This is a genomic window from Paenibacillus sp. FSL W7-1287 (assembly GCF_038004245.1).
GTDB lineage: Bacteria > Bacillota > Bacilli > Paenibacillales > Paenibacillaceae > Pristimantibacillus > Pristimantibacillus camelliae.
In genome coordinates this window covers 890,679-906,137 of the sequence record NZ_JBBORD010000001.1, presented here as the reverse complement: position 1 = coordinate 906,137, position 15,459 = coordinate 890,679, and the positions used below count along the sequence as shown (strand labels likewise).

Below are 15,459 nucleotides of genomic sequence, written 5' to 3'. Positions count from 1 at the left end.
AGGCATAATCTCAGCTTAGGCGAGAGATTATGCCTTTTTAGTAGTTGCTTTGATGTGATTTGAGGATAGCGTCAAGCCGGCTCTGCGCAATGTCTTGATTTATACTTATAGCTGCCCGTACTCCATCACCAGCTGCTAGCACAGCTTGTGCAGGGGATATGCTCATCACATCTCCGGCAGCATATACTCCAGCTATACTCGTCCTCCCTTTACCGTCCTGCCATATTCCTCCGTGATCAGCCAGCCTGCAGCCGAGCTGCTGCACGAGCGATCCAGCATGCTGCCAATAAGTTGATACAAATCCGCCGCTACACGCAATTCGCTTACCATTCTGCAGCACAACACCCTTCAGCTTGCCTTCTCTACCGGTAAGTGATTTTATCGGCTCTATATGCAGCACAACGCCCAGCTGCTGAAGCAGCTCCCGCTCCTCACTCGTTATTGATCCTTTCCCATTCGTAAACAGGTGCAGCCTGCTGCTCCATTGCTTCAGCGTTGCACTAAGTGCAAGGCCGTTATTGCTTTCTGTTATAATAGCAAGCGATTTGCCGCTTAGCTCATAGCCGTCACAGTACGGGCAACTGAACATTGACTTGCCATAAAATCGTTGCAGTCCGCTAACGCCGGGAAGCGATTCCTTTAAACCGGTTGCCAGCAGTAATCGATCGGCCTTAAACGTCGTTCCGCTTTTCGTGCTCATCGTGAAAGTACCATCGGTTAAGCGTTTAGCTTGGCTAATCGTTGCTACATAGCGCTTTATATTCGGATATTGGCGAAGCTCTTGATGAGCAAGCCTGCGAAAACGACTAGGAGCGATGCCTTCTCTCGTAATAAATCCATGCATGTGCCCTGTTACTGCATTGCGCGGCTTTTGATTGTCGAATAGCAGCACCTGATGATTAGCTCGAGCTAATACAAGTGCCGCATTCAAGCCTGCCGGGCCGCCACCAATAATAGCAACGATCATCATCTCACACTCCTCACTCATTTGTATAAATGTATGAGCTATTCGTTTCAGGTATACATATACAAAAAGAGAGCAGGCCAGTGATCGATCTCACTAGCCTGCTCCAGACTCAATTCATACTCGCTTTGCCATTATGAATTAGATTTATACGTTTTGTTGTACCAGCCTTTTGCCGCCTCAATCTCGCTTCTAGACAGCTGGTGGCCATAGCGCTCCCAGAGCAGCTCTAGGCTAGCTCCTGCTCCCTCTAACAGCTCCGCAAGCTCCTTCGTTTCCTGCGGTGGACATATCGGATCATTTTCACCAGCAGCGATAAATACTTCCTTACCGCTAAGATCAGGCAATTGTAATCCACGAAGCGGCACCATCGGATGGTGCAAGATCGCGCCCATTAGTGCATCCTGATAGTGAAACATTAAGCTTGCTGCGATATTAGCACCGTTGGAGTAGCCGATCGCGACAACCTTACTGCGGTCAAAGCCATATTGCTGCGCAGCTTGATCGATAAACTCGTTCAGCTCTTCCGTCCGAAGCTTCAAATCCTCAATATCAAATACACCTTCCGCAAGACGTCTAAAAAATCTTGGCATGCCATTCTCAAGCACATTTCCTCGCACACTCAATATCGAAGCTTCCGCATCAATATGCTTTGCTATGCCTAATAAATCCTGCTCAGTCCCACCCGTTCCATGTAAAAGCAGCAGCACCGGTGCTGTTTTATCCGTACCTTGTTCATATATATGCTTCATCATTATCCTCCTTTGCAGCAGGCAGCTCTACTACTGCACTGTTGACGTTCTATTCCATATGATATCTTCAAATTAAGATTTATATTCGAAAGAAGATCACCGCTAGCACGGTGATCCGCCCTCCTTAAAGGTTCTCTCCGCATAAATTCCCAATTTTTTAAGCAAAGCTGTCGCTTCCTGCTGCTCCTGCTGTGTAAGCCCCTCTACCGCAGCTTCAATGACGCTCGCATGCTGTGGGAACACCTCTTCTATAAATGCAGATCCAGCACTCGTTACTTCAGCGTAAATAAGTCGTCTGTCCTCTGTGGAAACTCGGCGCTTAGCGAGCCCTTTTTTCTCCAGCTTATCAACGACATACGTTATATTACCGCTGCTCATTAGCACCTTACTGCCGATTTGCTGCAGAGGCTGAGGGCCTTTATGATATAAAAGCTCCAGTACACCGAATTCCGTACGATTCAAGCCATGCTTACGAATATCTCTGTCGCCATGAGCAGACACCCATTGACTAGCGCGCGATAACGCAATATATAACTCCAGCGCTGCTTCCGACTGTTTGTAACGATTCGTTACACTCATGATAAGCATTCCTTTCTAAAAAAAACATCTTAAATTTAAGATAACAGAACATTCGACAACTGTCAACGTTATCTTTACTTGACTTGATTTATGATTATCGGTATTCTGAACATAATCCTAATATATGAAAGCTATGAATAGAAAAAGTAATTGCGATACGCATGTTTAAGCGAGTCGATGGCTGGTGAAAAGATCGACACATGCCGCGTAATGAATGGGTCTATTCGCTGCAACCTGAACGACACGACTCCTTGTCGTGCTAGTAGGCATTGCCGGCGCTCACCGTTACCGAGCTGATTTTGGCAGAGCTTCTGTCAAAATACAAGTGCGACTAAGGTCGAATTTGGGTGGTACCGCGGAGATCAAGCTTCGTCCCTTCTTTTAGGGATGGAGCTTTTTTTATTTACTTTAACAATCTATAAAGAGGTGGATCATCATGAAACGTATGTTGTCTGGTATTAAACCAAGTGGTGTGCTCAATATTGGCGGCTATTCTGGGGCATTAAGTCAATTTGTTCGCAATCAGGAGGAATACGAGTGCTTCTTCTTCATTCCTGACCTGCATGCTATTACTGTCTATCAGGACCCTAAGGAATTGAACGAGCGCTCTCGTGAGCTGGCTGCGCTATACATTGCAGCAGGTATCGATCCTAAGCGTTCCGCTGTATTCCTACAATCCTCCGTGTCTGCTCATGCAGAAATGGGCTGGTTGATGGAAACACAGGCTCACTTTGGTGAGCTTAGCCGAATGACACAATTTAAAGATAAGTCTGATGGCAAGGAAACCGTTAGCTCCGCCCTCTTCACTTATCCTGCTTTAATGGCTGCAGATATTTTATTGTATCAAGCTACACATGTCCCTGTCGGTGATGATCAGAAGCAGCATGTAGAGCTTACACGCGATCTAGCTAGCCGATTCAACAATCGCTACGGAGAAACCTTTATCATTCCTGAGCCGATTATTCAGGATACAGGTGCACGTATTATGGGGCTGGATGATCCATCGAAAAAAATGAGCAAATCCAATCCTAACGCAAGCAGCTACATTCTGATGACAGATGAGCCAGCGGTTATCCGCAAAAAGTTCTCACGTGCCGTTACCGACTCCGACATGTCCGTACGCTACGACTGGGATACGAAGCCAGCCGTGAGTAACCTTATCGAAATCTACAGCGTATTTTCAGGCCTATCGATTCCAGAGGTGGAGAAACACTTTGAAGGGCAAGGCTACGGCAACTTCAAAAAGGAGATTGCTGAGGTTGTTGTTGCTAAGCTAGAGCCAATTCAACAACATTTTAAAGAAATCGTTCACTCCGCAGAGCTTGACGCTATTCTTAAAGATGGTGCAGAACGTGCAGCAGCTATCGCTAATGAGACACTGCTGAAGGCGAAACGCAACCTAGGCTTTCTTATCGTGTAGTTCCTTTACCTTTCATTAGATAATAAAGAAGGGCAAGCAGATGGAGGATATGACATACTCCACTTGCTTGCCCTTTACTATTGCTTATTCATCCATTGTTGTCATTTACGACGATCCACTTCGCTCTAGCAGCTCTGATGAGCACCCACTTCAGCATAGTCTAAACATGCGAGCGATGATTCAACGAGCAAGCCATAAGCACCGCGCCGTATGCCGCATCCTTTATTGGCATAATCAGCTTCACTTGGGGGTAGGTGCTAGCGAGCTTCCGCTCTAACGCACTATGCACAAATGGCGATTTTTGCAGCACGCTGCCTGAGATTGCAATCGGGCTATGTTGCAGCTTGAGCCTCTCAATGACCGGAACAATGAGCTCATACAGACTCTCTGCTGTGGACTTCGCAAGCTTCAGTGCCTGCGCATCTCCTAGCTCACACGCCTTCGTCATAATCGGTGCTAGCGCTGCAATATCCTTCTTCGTTGTGTGCTTGCCATATACGAAGCCGATAATGTCTTGAACGGTACGCAAACCGAGCTGCTCATACACCATTGCAGGTATGATGGAATCCTTTAATCTGCCATCCTCCGCTTGAACAAGCAACGATAACAATTGACGTCCAATACTGTAGCCGCTGCCTTCATCATCGATTAAATGGCCAAAGCCACCTGTACGATGCTTTTCTCCATATCCGTTCACACCGAAGCAGATCGAGCCCGTCCCTGCGATAAGTATAATACCCTCCATCGCATTTTGCGCGCCATAGAGCGCGATCTCTTGATCACCCGTAATATATACAGGACCTTCATAGCCTTGAGCTCTAACATTTTGCTCTAGCTTAATGCTAACCTGCGGATTGCTAATGCCGGCAGCGCCGATAACGATTTGGCTTACTTGATCAAGTGAACCGCAGCTTTCTTTAATCGACTCGAACATTTGCGCAAATGAAGCCGCAATTGTCTCTTCATCCCCGCCGTTATAGTTGATCGCCCCTACATGAAATTGCTTCAGAAGCTCACCTTGTTCATTAGCGACATCTACTGCTGTTTTTGTTCCTCCGCCATCAATGCCAACGACATATGTCATAATTAAATATCCCCCCTTTGCAGCTCTACTGTTACCCGAATATTATAAGGCTATCGTTATTTTTGCGGTAGGTTTAAATTTGCCCGATAACACCGGTACGAGCGATTGGAATGCACCTTGGGAATATTCAAAGGCTGCAAGTCCTGTGCATTCACCTTTCAGCAGCGAAAGATCATATGGTCGACCTAGCGCAACGGCTGTCACATGTAAGCCTGCTTCCATTAATGCATGGGCAAGCTTAAGCTGACCTGTGTTCTCTCGACCGTTGAACAAACCTAGCACGATGCGCTTGTAGTCCTTTGCTTGATCGACAACTGCTCGAATCTGTTCTTCATTAGGATCGACATCGACGGCCACATAGGAAGCCTCAAACTGTTCACCCATATATTCAGCAAAGTTCAATTGATCATTTACACTGCTTGAAGCCATATCGGAACGGTAGGAGTAGGCGCCGACAAACAACACCTCTTTACTACGTTCTTGTACTGGCTCTAGCTCTCCCTTCACTAAGCATATCGTCTCTGTACGAATGAGCTCGTTAGAGCGACGATGCGTATCGCAGCCAACGATGTCTGTATTAGGCGCTGCTACGTCAGCTACTTCTGCTTTGTAGGCGAGTATTTTAGATACTGCGCGGTCGATTACCGCTTCCTCAAGCTCACCGGAAGCGATAGCTGCCTCGATTAGCTCGATCGCATCCTTAACGACCGACGGTGAATGACTAATAAAGACAAGATCGACGCCAGCCTTCACCGCTCCAAGCGCGCCTTGTGCTGTGCCATAGAAGCGTTTGATCGCATCCATCTCTAAGCAATCCGATACGACAAGACCTTTGAAGCCGAGCTTTTCCTTCAGCAGCTCCGTAATAATCGTATAAGACATCGTTCCCGGCACACCTGACTTCTCGATTTGTGGGAACAGAATATGCGCACTCATAATCGCCTTGGCACCTTGCTTAATGGCTTCAACGAACGGACGAAGCTCTAGCGCCTCCAGCTCTTCCAGCGACTTGTCAATCGTCGGTAAGCCGATATGGGAATCTACATTCGTGTCGCCATGACCAGGAAAATGCTTAAGTGAGGACATAACGCCTCCATCAAGCAGTCCCTTCATCATTGCGATACCGTATTCCTGAACAACCTCTGCAGAGTCTCCGTACGAACGCACATTAATGACGGGATTCAAAGGATTGTTGTTAATATCCATAACAGGAGCCAGATTAAAGTTAATGCCAAGAGCCTTCAGCTCGCGTGCCGTAATGCGTCCTGCAGTATATGCATGCTCAGGACGACCCGTAGACGCAATCGCCATTGCACCTGCAACATTCGTTGCATCGCTAGGCATACGCGTCACGCGGCCACCTTCCTGATCAATCGTAATAAAGCCCGGAATTCCTGTATAGGAAACAAACCATTGCTGAAGCTCACTTACGAGATTACCAAGCTGCACCTTATCCGCAATGTTATGTGAGAACAGAATAATATTTCCTACTTTATATTGCTCAATAACTTCCCTAAGCTCACTAGACAGCGTCGTCGATGGAAACCCTGTAACGAACATTTGCCCAATCTTCTCTCTAAGCGTCATTTGCTCTAATGTTTTCATCTCTATCCCTGCCTTATTTATATATATGATAATCCTTTTTCAGTTCAGCAAACTGCTTGCTCTCCTCAGCAAACTGCTCAAGCAATTGCGCCGCGGTCACATTGGGTTGACGGTATACGTTGTCGCCGCACAGCAAATCAATAAACGGGCGAGAGCCCTCCTTAATTGGTGGTAAAAAGGAAAATTGCTCATATAGATCTCGAATCGTAAACATCAGCGTTACACCGACGTCAAGCGGTCTAATAAGCTGTTCATCTGTAACATAAAGCTGTACACCGCCACATAGCTCTCCTGCATGCTTAGATACCGTCGGCTTGAAGTGAACAGGGCGGAACCGAACGCCAGGCAGCTGCTTAGCATTCATGACATCAGCAAGCTGCTGTGCTTCAATGTAAGGCGCACCGATCATTTCAAATGGGAAGGTCGTTCCTCTACCCTCAGAGCAATTTGTTCCTTCGAACAAGCATGTGCCCGGATAAAGCAAAGCCGTCTCATAGCGAGGCATACCAAGCGATGGATGAACCCATGTTAGGCCTGTCTGCGGAAAACGCATCTCACGCTGCCAGCCAGACAACGGTACAACATGCAGGTCAGCATTCCAGCCCATCTGGTCATTGGCCATCGTCGCAATTTCCCCCGCGGTTAAGCCATATCGAACAGCGAGCTCATAATTGCCAACAAACGACTTGAAGCCTTGCTTTAGGATATTCCCCTCGATAGTCACACCGTCAAGTGGGTTAACGCGGTCTAGCACGACAAATGGAATGCCAGCCTTTGCACAATCCTCAAGTGCATACAGCATCGTATAAATAAATGTATAATAGCGAACGCCTACATCCTGAATATCATAAACCATCACGTCGACGGCATCGAGCATTTCAGCCGTAAGACGTTTAGAATCTTTACGATATAAGCTGAATACCTTCACACCCGTATAAGGGTCCTCATACGTATCAACAAGTGCACCTGCATCTAAGTCGCCACGAACACCATGCTCTGGCGAAAACATCGCTGCAAGATTGAAATTTTCATGCAAAATCGATATCGTCGAGCGAAAATCAGTCGTAAGCCCTGTAGGTGTCGTAATTAATCCCACTCGCTTTCCTTCGAGCTTATGACGGTCATTCAATAGCATATCTACTCCGTTAAGTACCATATCATGCTGCCTCCTAGATAGGTGATGGGTGAAAAGAAAGGGAATGCATCCTGGTTCCAAGAAACACTCCCTTTTGATGCTATTTATATTTATTAGAGTTCAAAATCCGATTCAATGCCCTATACGCTACAGACGCGATACATCGTCATCAAGGCTGAACTTTTTGAACTTCCCATTTAATCGAGTTCAAAAATCCAGCCTTCAGCACCGAGAAGTTTGGATAAAGCTAGGGGCTGAGGAGCGCAGCGTACGTATTGGGTACGTGAGCACCGGAAGACCCGGCTGAATTCAAAATTCGATGCCGACTAAGCTACAGCGCGATGCACCGTGATCAAGGCTGGACTTTTTGAACTTCCCATTTAAATAATGGTTCAAAAAGTTTGGCCTTCAGGACCAAGAAGATGAAGTGATACTAGAAAGCGAGTAGCGCAGCGTACGTTGTTGGTACGTGAGCAACGGAGCTTTCGGTAGAACTTCATATTCGACGTCGACTAGGCTTCAACGCGATACATCGTCATCAAGGCTGAACTTTTTGAACTTCCTCTTATAGGGTGGAGTGTCTCAGTTTCATTGTTTCGGGGGGCACCATAAACGCCTCCGCATACATCTTTCTCGCTTCGCAGCCGCGAACAACAGCTAATGCTTTGTAGTAGTCCAGGTACTTAAAGGACTTGCTGCCTGTGACGAACCAATGCTTGCTAAGCGCCTCGATCCATAGATCGAACGCAGCCTGATCGAAATCAACGTAAAGATACGGAACATAATCCACCGCATCCTCCCAGTTTTCCGAGTAAAGTAGTTTTGCTGCAAAATGGTTAGGTAGCTCGCGCTCAATCGTCGGCATGCTAGCGTAAAAACGTGCATCGTTGACGATATGATGAGTGAGAGCATGATCCTTATGCATGCTGTTTTTCCAATGTGTAATAATGACATTAGGCTTCACTTGACGAATCACATCACAAACTTCCATACGAATTTGCTCTGTGTCCGGCACCTCGCCATCTTGATAGTCGAATACGAATGCCTCACCGCCTAGCATTTGAGCAAAAGTATGTGCTTCCTGCACCTTCTGCTCACGGTACTGAGCCATATCCTGACCTGCCGGCACGCCGCGCTCTCCTGCTGTTAGGGCAAGCGTAACGATTCGATCTCCCTTTAAGCTATGGCTGGCAAGGACACCGCCTGATGCCAGCTCGACATCCCCCACATGTGCGCCAATTGCTAAGATGGTTTGCTTCTCACTCATATTAATTGCTCCTTTCGCAATATGGAAAACTGCTTCACGACTTGAAAGCCAGCTTTTTCATAGATTCGGATGGCAGGATTATTGCTCCCTGTAAACAATGAGACATAGTCACAAGCATTGCTTTGAAACGCTTCCACCATGTGGAAAAACAATACACTTCCAAGCCCATGACCTTCATGCTCAGGGTGAACACCAATCCCTGTAAAATAAGCACGCCCATTGGGCTGCCTAACAATCGGACCTGCGAAGCCAACACAGCGATCACCATGTACCGCTGCAACAAATGGAATGTGACGCGCTGCCGCATCGGTAATTTCTTGCTGCCATTGCGGATTTCCGAGCGCTGTTAGCAGCTCCTCCAAATGCTCATGCTTTTCAGGATCAAAATATTGCACACGATAGCCCTTTTCTGCGGCCTTCTGCTCCTTCGCGGCAATATCCTCTGGTATCGTAAAATGACCAAGCTTTAAGTACATGCCGCATTGCGTTGCACGGTCGATATACCCTCGTTCTATAAGACACTGATATAGCGGCACATCTTGGCTAATTCCAGGCGCGTTATTATGCTCATGCTCCAGTGCTGTCGGTATATTCCATACCAGCTTTACTGGATTGAAGAACAATACCTCTGCCTGTGTTTTGCCAAGTGTCTTAAAACGCTGCTCCAACTTATCGACGAAGCGATGATACAGCTGCTGATCAGCGTCTTTCTTAACCCATGCACAGGTGATATAGCCCGCAACCTCACCAAGCGGCAAATCATCACCGACACTGCCAGCAGCAAAACCAATTAGCTCGTCCTCGTTGTAGGCAACGAGCACGCAACCCGCGTCATAGTATTGATGCTGAATAAAGGTGCTGAGAAACTCAGCTTCCGTAAGTGGCTTATAATGATAAATCGTAGCCACTTCATTCCACAGTGCTACGACTTCTCCGACATCCTCGATTTGAAAGCTTCTTATGTCCATACGGTTTCCCCCATTAGGAGCGTATTATTGGATTGGCCAGCTCAGCTTACCCATCACAACTGGCTGACTTGCTCCTGTTACGTTAGCAATATTGTTGGGTAATCGCTGCATCGTATAATGGGCCAGTAGCCCAAAGGCGATCGCTTCCTTCGCATCACTGCTTCCGCCGATATCCTCCTGCGTCAGCACTTTGACACCATTTGGTGTAAACAGCTGCTTCAGATAGCTAATGAGCGTTACGTTATAGCTGCCTCCTCCACCAACGAGCAGCTCATGTGCCGGATGTTCATCAGCAATAAAGTGCTCATAGCTATAGTGAATCGACCAAGCAGTCGCATAGGTAACGGTTGCAATAACATCTTCTGCACGCCATTGTTGTTTACGCATCATCGTAAGGATTTGCTCTGCATACTGTGTACCGAACCGTTCCCGACCGGTAGACTTAGGCAGAGGCATCCGGTAATAGTCATCCTGCTGCAGCCAAGCTAGCAGTTCATCAATCAATTGCCCTTGAGCAGCAATCTGCCCTCCGACATCCATCGTTAGCGGTGCGAACAGCTGTGCAACGAGTGCATCGATGATCATGTTGCCCGGTCCTGTATCGAAAGCATAGACATCCTCTGCTGATGCTCCCGCCGGCAGTACCGTTACATTGCCGATGCCACCGATATTTTGCAGCAGGCGTGTCTTACGCTCACTGCGATACAGCAAGTATTCCGTAAATGGAACTAGCGGCGCACCTTGTCCGCCAACCGCCATATCTGCAATTCGAAAATCTGAGACGCAAGGAATTCCTGTTCGATTGGCGATAACCGCACCTTCACCAATCTGCACCGTAAAGCGTACCGTTTTTCCTTCGATACTATGATCCCAAGGCGCATGATAGATCGTTTGACCATGAGAACCGATAACGCTAATTTGCTTTGCCTGGAGCCCACTCTTCGCAATAACGGAAGATGTGGCTTGGGCGTAAAGCTCGCCCAGCCACATATTCATCATTCCTACTTTGTCTATCGTTGCAAGCGCAGGATCAAAAAGCTCAAAGATTCGATCTCTTGTCTCCTTAGGGAAAGGCGTATTCTCAAAGGCAAGCAATTGAACGCTTACCTCCTGCGCGCTTGTGCTGTCAATCTCAATGACTGCCGCATCAATCCCATCAACAGAAGTACCCGACATTAGCCCGACGACATAGGTTTTAGACATTAGCCCTTCACCGCTCCTACCGTTACCCCTTCAAGGAAGTATTTTTGAAGACTGAAGAATAGAATAAACATTGGAACAGCTGAAATTGTCGCACCCGCCATCATTGGCGCAAAGTATGTTGTATTTGCAAAACGGAAGTTTTTCAGACCAACCTGAATCGTCTGCATATCCATCGTGTTCGTTACGAGGAATGGCCAGAAGAAATCATTCCAAGCTGCCATAAACGTTAGAATTGCAAGTACAGCCATGACCGTTTTAGAAAGTGGCGCAATAATGTGCCAGAAAATTTTCGGTTGAGAACAGCCCTCGATTTTTGCTGCCTCTAGAATTTCACCCGGAATGGATGACATGAACTGCTTCACAAGGAAGATGTTGTAGACCGTCACGATGCTAGGCATAATAAGTGCGGGATACGTATTTTGCAGTTCAAAAATGTTAACAATTAGAATATAAAGCGGTACTTGTGTAACTTGGCCCGGAATCATCATGGAACCTAGCAGAATTGCAAACAAAATGTTTTTACCTTTAAATTTCATTTTGGCAAAAGCATAGCCTGCTAGTGTTGCGAAGATTACGTTGGAAACCGTAATACAGGCTGCAACAATGAGAGAGTTCAATAGCCAATCCCATGAATACGGACTAAAGTTAAAGAAGAATTTATAGGACTCGAATGATATTTTGTTCGGTATTAGAGAGTAGCTCATCGCTCCAGCTTCCACTGGATCTCCAAATGAGGAGATTAACATAAAATATATCGGGAAAATGGTAGCTAAGGCAAACAGGACTAGGAACGCAATAATCAAGCCATTACGGACGAACAGAGCCCATTTGCTTTTGAAGTTGTTATTATATAAAGCCATATGTTCCGCCCCTTTTCCTAGTATTCGATATCTTTACCTAAGAACTTGAATTGAATGAAGGATACAATTGCAATAATTGCTGCTAGTACTAGAGATTGTGCTGCTGCCTCACCAAATTCGAAATATGTGAACGCATTGTTAAAGATTAACAATCCTACCATTGTCGTTGCATGGTCTGGTCCACCGCCTGTCATTAGATAAGCGTTTTGGAATACTTGGAAGGAACCAATGATACCCGTAACGAGTAGGAAAAGCGTTGTTGGCTTAAGGAAAGGTATGACGATAAACCATAGCTTTTGCAAGAAGGTTGCACCGTCAATTTCAGCTGCTTCATAGTAGCTGTTATCGATTCCAAGTAATGCAGCTAGATAAATAATAATAGCTGTACCATGACTAGACAGCCATGACATTAACACGAGAGAGAACATTGCTGTTGCACTGGAACCAAGCCAGTTTTGATTTTCCATCCCAAAAAACATAACAATTTGGTTAGCGATACCGGATTTTAACGGATCGAAGATCCACAGCCATACGACAGCCATTGCTACACCTGATGCTACTGCTGGCAAATAGTAAATTGCCTTAAACACCGTTTGTGTTCTTTTCTTAAAAGGAATAATAAGAATCGCAATAAGAAAGGAAATCAAAATATTAATTGGTACAGTTAGTAGTGTATATACTGCTGTATTTTTAATTGCCTTCCAGAATAACTCATCCGTAAATGAATTTTTAAAGTTTTCTAGACCAACATAAGTGGACCCTAATGGTCTGTATTCCTGTAAGCTAATCATAAAAGCATTAATAACCGGATATGCGGTAAATAAACAGAACGCAATAAGAGCCACTGCGATAAATGCATAACCCCAACCGCTATCACTTTCGAGTCTTAATTTTCTTCTTTTAGTCAACGTTTGATTCATTGGGCCGCACCTCTCTTCTTCGTACAGTACAAACACAGGGACTATATTCAGAATGAAAGCTGTACGTTCAATCTACGTACAGCTTTCACCATCCTAATCATTTATCGATTAGTCAACTACAACGCCATCTTCACCGAAGGATTTAATTGCAGCAGCTTTAACTGCATCATACATTTCTTGAGGTGAAATCTCGTCAGCTAGCAATGCTTGCAGCTTAGGAACGATAACCTCAGTTTCAATTTTAATTGCTTCAGCAGCAAGTTCAGTTGGAATATCTGTGCGCGCTGCTACTGCTTTAGACATCATAATTTCATCAGCTTTAAGGTTTTCTTCGCTGCGAGGATACACTTCAAGCACCTCAGCATTGCGTGCAGATTCAGAAACCGGGCTCAAGAACAGCTCATTCGTGAAGTTTGCTGCAACAGAACCAGAAGACAGGTAATGAATCGCTAAACCAATGTTGTGAAGATGTGCTTCACTTGGCTCTTTTTTACCACGTAGTGCAATGAAACCATCTACAACTGCTGTCGGAATGTAATCTGCACCGTTGAATGAAGGTACTGGAAGCGCGATGTATTCTGCTTCGATAGAATCAGCTACTGCAGAACCGTCGTTCGCTTTAATTTTTTCATTGTTTAGACGAGCAGAGTTTTCAAAGCTTGCAAGACCTTTACCAGTAATCATTGTTTGACCTGTTAGGAACATGTTCCAACGTTTACCAGCATCGATAGAGCTTAGCTCTTTAGGCATTGAACCATCGTCGATCATTTGACGGATCGCTTCAAGTAGGCCTAGGAAGTTTTTACTTGTGTAAGTGAATTTGTAATCTTCATCAAAGTACTCTGGAAGACCAGCAGATTTAGCCATAATGCTTAGGTAGTCTTTAGATGTAACACCAGATGTCGCGAATACAAATCCGTAACGAGATGTATTACCTTTATCATCCTTAACTACACCAGCTTTAATCGCTTCACGGAATTCATCGTATGTCCAGCCGTTTTCTTGAACAGCCTTATAATCAATTCCTGCTTCCTCAAGGAACTGCTTGTTACCACCGATGGAGTGAATAGCAAGATATGCAGGCAAGCCATATTGTGCATCACCTAGCTGGAAGAACTTCATTGGTACTTCATCATAATCAGCTTTAACTTCATCAGAAAGAACTTGGTTAAGATCTAGAAGCACATCTAGTGCAGCGTATTTTGAAATCGCCGTTGAACCAACCCATGCGATATCTGGTGGAGAACCTGCATTCACTTGAGTGTCAAGCTTTTGAGTCATATCCTCCCAGCTTGCTGGTTCAATTTTCAAAGTCAAGTGTGGATACATTTCATTAAACTCTTTTTCCATCTCTGGAAATCTAGCTTGGAAGTTTGCCGATGCTGGTGGCAGCAATGCAGTGATCGTGTCTTTCTCTAATGATTCACTACTGTTACCACCTGAATTCGTTGCATTGCCTGCATTGTTCGTCGCATTAGGCGTGTTATTGTTTTTTCCTCCGCAAGCTGCCAGCAATGATACGAGCATGATTACGGTTAACAACATTGTAAAACCACGTAATCCTTTTTTCATGTTTAATGCCTCCCCGTTTTTTAATTACGTCTAACCTAGTCTTACTCGCTTTTTCTTTCTACTAACTCGACATAATTGCATGAATCGCTTCTTTCAATCTGCCATTATGCTGAGCCAGCTGCTGCTCTGCTTCCTGTGCATCAAGACCTGTCTTAATCATCATTATCGCCAATTTACAGTTCATTGATGCTTTAGTAAGTGTGTCAGAAGCAGTTGTAGAATCTACGCCAGTCGCTCGCATAATGATGCGAACAGAGCGGTCCACCAGCTTAATATTGCTAGCCTTCAGGTCAACCATCAAGTTATTGTAGGTTTTCCCAAGCTTCACCATCGTGCAGGTGGTAAGCATATTAAGCACAAGCTTTTGGGCAGTCCCTGCCTTTAAGCGTGTGGAGCCACTAATGACTTCCGGACCAACAACAGGTGCAATGGCCACATCAACAATTGGTTCCAGCTTAGAGCCTTTGTTGTTACATACAGCAATCGTCTTCGCGCCGAGCTCTCTTGCCCTAGTTAAAGCACCAATGACAAACCTTGCACTCCCGCTCGCTGATATGCCGATCACAACATCCTTACTGGTAACTCCAATCTCATTGATTAGGGCAATTCCTTCTTCCAAATTATCCTCGCAGCCTTCAACCGCATTACGCAAGGCCGTGTCTCCACCTGCGATAAACCCTTGAACTAAGGAAGGATCAGTACCAAATGTTGGTGGACATTCAGAAGCATCCAATACACCTAGGCGGCCGGATGTCCCCGCTCCTATATAAAACATTTTCCCACCATTAGCTAGACTTTGGTGTAGAATATCTACCGCTTTTGCAATATGCGGAACTTCCTTTGCTACAGCTGCAGGCACCAAAGCATCCTGTTGATTCATAATCTGCACCATTTGCTCTGTTGTGCATTCATCAATCATTAAGGTGTCCGGGTTAATTGCCTCTGTCGTCAATCCCGCAAGGTAGTCATTCATAGTCTCCCTCCTCGCTGTCTATACCTAACATGTTGTTTACGTTTATACGTCAGGTTTGTTCACAACTCCTATATATTCATCTTAATATACCGCTTACAATTCGTCAATACTTTTTGAAATAAAATTTCAAACAAAAATATAATTTTGTTGTTTTGTT

General features: G+C 45.5%; 14 protein-coding genes and 1 other annotated feature. Of the genes, 1 reads left to right on the top strand and 13 read right to left on the bottom strand.

The annotated features are described in order from the left end of the window. Window positions 1-37 precede the first annotated feature (37 nt). The 3 genes from NSQ99_RS04180 to NSQ99_RS04170 form a co-directional block, all read right to left on the bottom strand. Entirely contained in the window at window positions 38-970 is a 933-nt protein-coding gene (locus NSQ99_RS04180; protein ID WP_340835266.1) for an NAD(P)/FAD-dependent oxidoreductase, read from the bottom strand. Between the two features lie 128 nt (window positions 971-1,098). Then, window positions 1,099-1,716, bottom strand: coding sequence for an alpha/beta hydrolase (locus NSQ99_RS04175; protein WP_340838726.1), 618 nt, complete (start codon window positions 1,714-1,716; stop codon window positions 1,099-1,101). A gap of 102 nt (window positions 1,717-1,818) precedes the next feature. Beyond that, window positions 1,819-2,295: a MarR family winged helix-turn-helix transcriptional regulator gene (locus NSQ99_RS04170; protein WP_251670661.1), complete on the bottom strand. Its 477-nt coding sequence runs from the start codon at window positions 2,293-2,295 to the stop codon at window positions 1,819-1,821. A gap of 124 nt (window positions 2,296-2,419) precedes the next feature. Beyond that, window positions 2,420-2,675, top strand: a binding site (T-box leader). 56 nt (window positions 2,676-2,731) lie between these two features. Here NSQ99_RS04170 and trpS point away from each other — a divergent pair. Beyond that, window positions 2,732-3,715 carry a tryptophan--tRNA ligase gene (gene trpS / locus NSQ99_RS04165; protein ID WP_340835265.1) on the top strand — a complete coding sequence of 328 codons (984 nt, stop codon included), beginning with the start codon at window positions 2,732-2,734 and terminating at the stop codon, window positions 3,713-3,715. A 160-nt stretch (window positions 3,716-3,875) separates the two neighbouring features. On the opposite strand, the gene NSQ99_RS04160 is transcribed toward trpS, so the two are convergent. The 10 genes from NSQ99_RS04160 to murQ all read right to left on the bottom strand — a co-directional run bounded on the left by NSQ99_RS04160 (window position 3,876) and on the right by murQ (window position 15,302). After that, window positions 3,876-4,799, bottom strand: a complete 924-nt coding sequence (locus NSQ99_RS04160) for an N-acetylglucosamine kinase (RefSeq protein ID WP_340835264.1) — start codon at window positions 4,797-4,799, stop codon at window positions 3,876-3,878. A 42-nt stretch (window positions 4,800-4,841) separates the two neighbouring features. Next, window positions 4,842-6,404 (bottom strand): glycoside hydrolase family 3 protein, encoded by a 1,563-nt coding sequence (locus NSQ99_RS04155; protein WP_340835262.1) that lies wholly within the window; start codon window positions 6,402-6,404, stop codon window positions 4,842-4,844. Window positions 6,405-6,417: 13 nt separating this feature from the next. Next, window positions 6,418-7,560 (bottom strand): exo-beta-N-acetylmuramidase NamZ family protein, encoded by a 1,143-nt coding sequence (locus NSQ99_RS04150; RefSeq protein ID WP_251670666.1) that lies wholly within the window; start codon window positions 7,558-7,560, stop codon window positions 6,418-6,420. Window positions 7,561-8,104: 544 nt separating this feature from the next. Next, window positions 8,105-8,806, bottom strand: coding sequence for a PIG-L deacetylase family protein (locus tag NSQ99_RS04145; protein ID WP_251670667.1), 702 nt, complete (start codon window positions 8,804-8,806; stop codon window positions 8,105-8,107). Continuing rightward, complete coding sequence (locus NSQ99_RS04140; RefSeq protein WP_340835258.1) at window positions 8,803-9,774, bottom strand: GNAT family N-acetyltransferase; 972 nt, start codon at window positions 9,772-9,774, stop codon at window positions 8,803-8,805. Before NSQ99_RS04140 ends, NSQ99_RS04145 begins: the two co-directional genes overlap by 4 nt. Before the next feature lie 24 nt (window positions 9,775-9,798). Next, on the bottom strand, window positions 9,799-10,977 hold the full coding sequence (locus NSQ99_RS04135; RefSeq protein WP_340835257.1) for an anhydro-N-acetylmuramic acid kinase: 1,179 nt from the start codon (window positions 10,975-10,977) through the stop codon (window positions 9,799-9,801). Continuing rightward, complete coding sequence (locus NSQ99_RS04130; protein ID WP_251670670.1) at window positions 10,977-11,837, bottom strand: carbohydrate ABC transporter permease; 861 nt, start codon at window positions 11,835-11,837, stop codon at window positions 10,977-10,979. The genes NSQ99_RS04135 and NSQ99_RS04130 overlap by 1 nt, the downstream gene beginning before the upstream one ends. A gap of 17 nt (window positions 11,838-11,854) precedes the next feature. Next, complete coding sequence (locus NSQ99_RS04125; RefSeq protein ID WP_251670671.1) at window positions 11,855-12,757, bottom strand: carbohydrate ABC transporter permease; 903 nt, start codon at window positions 12,755-12,757, stop codon at window positions 11,855-11,857. Window positions 12,758-12,865: 108 nt separating this feature from the next. Further along, on the bottom strand, window positions 12,866-14,329 hold the full coding sequence (locus NSQ99_RS04120) for an ABC transporter substrate-binding protein (protein WP_251670672.1): 1,464 nt from the start codon (window positions 14,327-14,329) through the stop codon (window positions 12,866-12,868). A 61-nt stretch (window positions 14,330-14,390) separates the two neighbouring features. Further along, entirely contained in the window at window positions 14,391-15,302 is a 912-nt protein-coding gene (gene murQ, locus NSQ99_RS04115) for an N-acetylmuramic acid 6-phosphate etherase (RefSeq protein ID WP_340835255.1), read from the bottom strand. Between the last annotated feature and the right edge of the window lie 157 nt (window positions 15,303-15,459).

Excerpts from the sequence above, each read along its gene's own strand:
- NSQ99_RS04160 (WP_340835264.1), bottom strand. The coding sequence starts at position 4,799 with ATGACATATGTCGTTGGCATTGATGGCGGAGGAACAAAAACAGCAGTA.
- NSQ99_RS04120 (WP_251670672.1), bottom strand. The coding sequence starts at position 14,329 with ATGAAAAAAGGATTACGTGGTTTTACAATGTTGTTAACCGTAATCATG.
- trpS (WP_340835265.1), top strand. The coding sequence starts at position 2,732 with ATGAAACGTATGTTGTCTGGTATTAAACCAAGTGGTGTGCTCAATATT.
- NSQ99_RS04170 (WP_251670661.1), bottom strand. The coding sequence starts at position 2,295 with ATGAGTGTAACGAATCGTTACAAACAGTCGGAAGCAGCGCTGGAGTTA.
- NSQ99_RS04140 (WP_340835258.1), bottom strand. The coding sequence starts at position 9,774 with ATGGACATAAGAAGCTTTCAAATCGAGGATGTCGGAGAAGTCGTAGCA.
- NSQ99_RS04150 (WP_251670666.1), bottom strand. The coding sequence starts at position 7,560 with ATGGTACTTAACGGAGTAGATATGCTATTGAATGACCGTCATAAGCTC.
- NSQ99_RS04155 (WP_340835262.1), bottom strand. The coding sequence starts at position 6,404 with ATGAAAACATTAGAGCAAATGACGCTTAGAGAGAAGATTGGGCAAATG.
- murQ (WP_340835255.1), bottom strand. The coding sequence starts at position 15,302 with ATGAATGACTACCTTGCGGGATTGACGACAGAGGCAATTAACCCGGAC.
- NSQ99_RS04130 (WP_251670670.1), bottom strand. The coding sequence starts at position 11,837 with ATGGCTTTATATAATAACAACTTCAAAAGCAAATGGGCTCTGTTCGTC.
- NSQ99_RS04175 (WP_340838726.1), bottom strand. The coding sequence starts at position 1,716 with ATGAAGCATATATATGAACAAGGTACGGATAAAACAGCACCGGTGCTG.
- NSQ99_RS04145 (WP_251670667.1), bottom strand. The coding sequence starts at position 8,806 with ATGAGTGAGAAGCAAACCATCTTAGCAATTGGCGCACATGTGGGGGAT.
- NSQ99_RS04125 (WP_251670671.1), bottom strand. The coding sequence starts at position 12,757 with ATGAATCAAACGTTGACTAAAAGAAGAAAATTAAGACTCGAAAGTGAT.
- NSQ99_RS04180 (WP_340835266.1), bottom strand. The coding sequence starts at position 970 with ATGATGATCGTTGCTATTATTGGTGGCGGCCCGGCAGGCTTGAATGCG.
- NSQ99_RS04135 (WP_340835257.1), bottom strand. The coding sequence starts at position 10,977 with ATGTCTAAAACCTATGTCGTCGGGCTAATGTCGGGTACTTCTGTTGAT.